The organism is Nocardioides pyridinolyticus (assembly GCF_054653575.1).
In genome coordinates this window covers 1-5,121 of the sequence record NZ_BAAIFY010000055.1, presented here as the reverse complement: position 1 = coordinate 5,121, position 5,121 = coordinate 1, and the positions used below count along the sequence as shown (strand labels likewise).

The window sequence follows — 5,121 nt, the reverse complement described above, 5'->3', positions numbered from 1 at the left end:
ACGCCCGCAGCCATGCCCGCCAACGCGCCAACGAGCAGAGCGCCAACGAAGCCAATCGACCCGAATCGCTCGGCGACTTCTAGGCTGACGAACGCGGATAGAATGAGGACCTGCCCGTGAGCGAGGTTCACGACGTTGAGCACCCCGAACACCAAGGTGTATCCGACCGCCACTAGGGCGTAAGTGGAGCCCAGGGCGACTCCATTGACGAGCTGCTCATACATCAGGTGGCCTCCTGCCCGCCGAGGTACAAGCGGTGGATCGCGTCGTCGCCGCCCAACTCCTCTACCGTCCCTGCTGCCGCAACGTGGCCGTTCTGAAGTGCAACCACCCGATTCGCGATGGCGAGAGAGCGGACAGCGTTCTCCTCCGCTAGCAGAACCCCCACGCCGCTCTGAGCGACGGCCTGAATGTCGTTAAACAACTGCGATGCGATCACGGGCGCAAGACCTAGTGAGGGCTCGTCCATGATCAGCAGCCGCGGACCTGCCATCAGGCCGCGGCCGATGGCCAGCATCTGTTGCTCGCCGCCACTAAGCGCTCCAGCGCGCCGCCCGGCCAATGGAGCCAACGCGGGAAACAAGTCATAGACCCGAGACATGCTCTCCCGAACCTTGTGCCTATCCCGCACGGTGTAGGCGCCCAACAACAGATTCTCCTCGACGGACTGGCCCCCGAACACGCGACGTCTTTCAGGAACGACCGCTACGCCAGACCGAATGATCTTGCTAGTCCCGCATCGCCTCAGATCCTTCCCGTCTGGGCCAATGAACTGTTTGACCGTCGCAGTCGCCGCGGCTAGGAGACCTCGCACAACCGAACTCTTCCCAGCCCCGTTGGCACCAAGGACAGCGACAATCTCACCCGCCTCGATCTCTGCGTCGAAGTCGTGAACTGCAACCACGGGCCCGTAAGTGACCCGCAAGCCGCGAACCTCAAGTACGGCAGTCACAAGACCCCCACATAAGCTTCGAGCACCTGCGGGTTGTCATAGATCTCCTGCGGCGTACCGGTAGCGATCAGCGCTCCCTTATCCAGGACGATCACGCGGTCAGCGGTCGAGGACACGAACTGCATGTTGTGCTCGATCAGAATGACCGTCACGCCAGAGTTCTGGATTTCACGCACCAGGCTCCCCACTTCGGCAGCCTCGTGATGGCTCATTCCCGCGACCGGCTCGTCCAAGATGAGCAGGCTCGGCTGCGTGGCGAGCGCTCGCGCGATCTCCAGTCGTCGAAGCTCGGCATACGGCAGTTGATCTGCATCGCTCTTGAGGCGATGACCCAGCCCGACCTGGACGAGCAACTGGCGCGCGTCCCCGCGCATCGGTCCCGACCGTGAGGAGAGCAGGCGCGCCAGAGTCCTCGGCCATCGGCCGGCAGTATGCCGTCCCACCGATCCGACCGCCACGTTCTCAACGACACTCATATGAGTGAACACACGCAGGTTTTGAAAAGTGCGCGCCATGCCCGCCTGAGCGATCGCATGGGACCGAGCTCCCGCGATCTCGCGCCCATCGAATTGGATCGAGCCTCGCGTTGCCGGCGTCATCGCGGTGATGACGTCGAACAGCGTCGTCTTTCCTGCCCCGTTCGGCCCGATCACGGCAAGCACCTCGCCCTGCTCCACGGCGAAGGACACGTCTGCCAGTGCCACTACGCCGCCGTAGGCCTTCGTCACCATCTCGACCACTAGCACCGGGTCTCGAACGGGTCTTGCTGATGGCGCGCTCGTCCTGCTCATGATCAGGGCATCCACTCCGAGTAGGTGCCGTCCTCGCCCATCCGCAGGATCAGGGCCTGGTCCAACGGCGCACGGTCGCCCGCGCCGTCGTACGTAACCGGACCGACGACGGTGTCGAAGTCCTGGAGCTGCCCAAGCTGCTCGCGGACCGCCTCCGGCGAGAGGTCACCGGCGTCAAGCGCGCGACGGACAGCCTCGAAGATTACCTGGGCCGATGCGTAGCCGTAGGCTGCGTCGACGCCCGGGGCCTCACCGGTCTCCTCGGTGTACGCCGACACGAAGTCAGTGACTGCCTTGTCCTTGGAGGAGGGGTCAAACGGTGTCGCCGCCAGCAGCCCAGCGCCCTGCTCGCCAGCGACCTCGAACCAGTCAGCACTAGCCATGCCGCCGAGGCCGACGAGCTGGGCATCGACGCCGGCTCGCGCCAGCTCGGCGACGATGAGGCCGCCGTCATCGACCTGCGCAGCAATCGCGACTGCGTCGGGGTCGCTGTCCTTGATCTTAGTCACCTGAGCGGAGAAGTCGGTGTCGCCCGTGCTGAAGGTTTCTTCGGCGACCGCTGAGACTCCGGCATCCTCGGCTGCCTCCTTGAATGCTTCGGCCCCTGCCTGAAGTGCCGGGTCGTCGGAAGCCGAGATGAGCGCGATCGACGAGATGTCCGCGTCCGCAACGAGTCGGTCCATGAACGGCCCAGCGATCTGCTCCTCCGAGATCGCGATCCGGAACGCGTCGCTACCGAAGTCGCCAGGGAACGGCCCGCGTGAGCCCGTGCTCACGAACGGCACACCCTGCTGGTCCGCCACACCCGCCAGGACGAGGACCTCGTCCGTCCGAGTGGGTCCGACGACCGCTACGGCGCCGTCGTCGGCGAGTCGTCGATAAAGACGCACTGCCTGGTCCTTGGCGCCCTGCGTGTCGTTGAACTTGAACTCGACGTCTTTACCGTCGATCCCGCCAGCGGCGTTGAGCTCGGCGAGCGCCAGCTCCGCACCTGCCTTGCCCGGCACGCCACAACAGGGGCCGGCTGGGCCCGAGACGTCCGAGAGCAAGCCGATCACAACGGTGTCACTGTCGGCTCCGGAGGACGAATCGCTGCAGGCCGCCAGACCTAGCGCCATCAGCGCCAACGCGGTGCCCGCAGCAACTCGTGCTCGAGTAGTTGAGTGGAAAGAAGTCATGGTGTGCCTCCGTGGCGCTCGTCACATAATACTTAGAATCATCGTAAGGAATAGCACCGGCGTCAAGAGCCTGCGGCGCTGTGTTCTAGACGATTTACGATCCAAGGCCACAGTCCGTCGGGGGTGCGCGTCACGGCACCGCCTACGTGGTCCGCCCACTCGAACTCGGACCCGTACTCATCGCGCCATGCCCAGACTCTCCGGGTGAAGCGGTGCAGCTCATGCTCGTCGGTGAAGCCGATGGCGCCGTGAAGCTGATGCGCAATTGCCGAGGCTCGCTCGACCGCGCGACCAGTCCGCACTTTGGCGAACGCGACGGTCACCTCGTCACCGTCCATGGCGAGCTCAGCCACCGCCCGAGCAGCCTCGAGCTCCGCGGCTAGCTCTGCGATCAGGTGCTGGACCACTTGGAACTTCGCCAGGGAGCGCCCGAACTGCTCGCGCTCGTTGACGTACGACACAGTCAACTCAAGGATCCGCTCTAGACCGCCAAGACTCTTGATCACAGCCGTGAGAGCACCAAGACTGCGCGCGCGGGCCGAACTCATGACGTTGGGCGCCGAGACCGTCCCCGGGGGGAGCGGCTGAGCTACGGAGATCTCTGCGCGTGGATCGCCGGAGAGGTCATCGACATCGTCAACGACCCACCCGTCACGAGGCAAGACCACGACCCGAGGCCCCTCGTCCGAGTCGACCAGGACGACGACGTGCGCGGCGTACTGACCATAGGGAACTCGACTGAGGTGCCCATCAACTCGCCATGTCTCGCCCACCTCTCGCAGGACGAGGCCCGGCGCTTCTGCCAGCGTGCTCGTCAGACCCTCAGGTCGGGTCATCCCGCCAGCCGTCAGCAGCGCAGCACCCAACACGGCTGCGTCCGCCACCGGCGGCCCGATCCCTAGCCGGGATGCGCATTGCGCGATAAAGCACGCATCACGCCAATCACCACCAGCTCCGCCGAGCCCATCGGGCACCGCCACGGCGGTCATCTCCGCTATCTCAAGTTGCCGCCACACGCTAGGGGCGTCGGTCGACCCGTGACGCTCCTGCAGTCCCTCCAACGTCTGCGCGATCTGCGCATGCAGCTCGTTCATCGCACACCCAATCCACGTGCCACGATCCCACGCAGGATCTCGTTCGTTCCGCCGCGAAGCGTGAACCCGGGGGAGGCCAACAGCGAGTCGGTTATCAGAGCCGACACCTGGCCGTCCGCCAGGACCGACGGTTGCGATGCGACAACTTCGCGCACCACATGCACCAGTTGGCTCTCGAACCGAGTCCCAAGATCCTTAAACGCAGCGGCCTCAACCACTGGATCAGCGCCGGCGTCAAGCCGTTCGGCGATGGCTGTCGACATCTCGCGCAGCGCGACGATGTCCGAGGCGACGTCGCCAAGGCGTCGACGAGTCAGCGGGTCCACCTCATCAGGCAATCGCCTTACCACCGCGTCGAGGAGCGGGAACGTGCTCAGGTATCGCTCTGGGCCGCTCCGCTCAAGGGAGAGCTCTGACGTGACGACCGACCAGCCCTCGCCCTCGGCGCCGATCATCATCGAGTCCTCGACCTCGACCTCATCGAAGAAGACCTCGTTGAAATGATGTTCTCCCGAGATCAGCCGGATAGGTTTGATCTCCACTCCCGGCGCGCGCGCATCAACGACGAAGACGCTCAGACCGCGCTGCCGATCCTCGGCCGACCCCGTCGTCCGGCATAGGACCGAGAGATAGTGTGCGTGGTGGGCGCCACTCGTCCACACCTTCTGCCCGCTGATACGCCATCCGCTGCCGTGCCGAGTAGCGCGAGTCCTCACCGATGCCAAGTCCGACCCGCTGCCAGGCTCGCTTAGTCCGAGTGCGAAGAAGCAAGACCCCGAAGCGATTGCGGGCAGGATGCTCTTCTTCGCTTCCTCAGTGCCAAACCTAGCGATCTGCGGTCCTGACTGGCGATCAGCGATCCAGTGCGCCGCTACCGGTGCACCCCGAGCCAAGAGCTCCTCCACCACTACGAGTCGCTCCGCAGCGCTGCGCTGATGGCCGCCGTAGTCTTGAGACCAGGTCATTCCAAGCCATCCCTGCTCGGCTAGAGCCGTGCTGAACGCAGGAGAGAAGCCGACCAGCCAGGAGTCGCATTGCGGAACGAACGCCCCGCTGCGCTCGGAAGCGTCGAGGAAGACGCGAACCTGCTCCCGAAGCTCCCTAAG

Annotated in this window: 6 protein-coding genes; all 6 read right to left on the bottom strand. The window is 64.8% G+C overall.

Annotated elements, in window-relative coordinates; all coding sequences use genetic code 11:
• The coding region (locus ACYQ0U_RS22440; RefSeq protein ID WP_459976107.1) for an ABC transporter permease subunit at positions 1-224 on the bottom strand (224 nt) is incomplete at its 3' end.
• The gene (locus ACYQ0U_RS22435; RefSeq protein ID WP_459976106.1) at positions 224-925 is read right to left on the bottom strand and encodes an ABC transporter ATP-binding protein; all 702 of its coding nucleotides are present in this window, start codon (positions 923-925) and stop codon (positions 224-226) included. The genes ACYQ0U_RS22440 and ACYQ0U_RS22435, both read right to left, overlap by 1 nt.
• 23 nt (positions 926-948) lie before the next feature.
• A complete protein-coding gene (locus tag ACYQ0U_RS22430; RefSeq protein ID WP_459976105.1) occupies positions 949-1,758 on the bottom strand; it encodes an ABC transporter ATP-binding protein in 810 nt (269 codons plus the stop codon).
• On the bottom strand, positions 1,746-2,861 hold the full coding sequence (locus tag ACYQ0U_RS22425) for an ABC transporter substrate-binding protein (RefSeq protein ID WP_459976108.1): 1,116 nt from the start codon (positions 2,859-2,861) through the stop codon (positions 1,746-1,748). Before ACYQ0U_RS22425 ends, ACYQ0U_RS22430 begins: the two co-directional genes overlap by 13 nt.
• A 122-nt stretch (positions 2,862-2,983) precedes the next feature.
• Positions 2,984-4,015 (bottom strand): acyl-CoA dehydrogenase family protein, encoded by a 1,032-nt coding sequence (locus ACYQ0U_RS22420; RefSeq protein WP_459976104.1) that lies wholly within the window; start codon positions 4,013-4,015, stop codon positions 2,984-2,986.
• Positions 4,012-5,121 (bottom strand): acyl-CoA dehydrogenase family protein (locus ACYQ0U_RS22415; protein ID WP_459976103.1); only part of this gene is annotated, 1,110 nt, incomplete at its 5' end. The genes ACYQ0U_RS22415 and ACYQ0U_RS22420, both read right to left, overlap by 4 nt.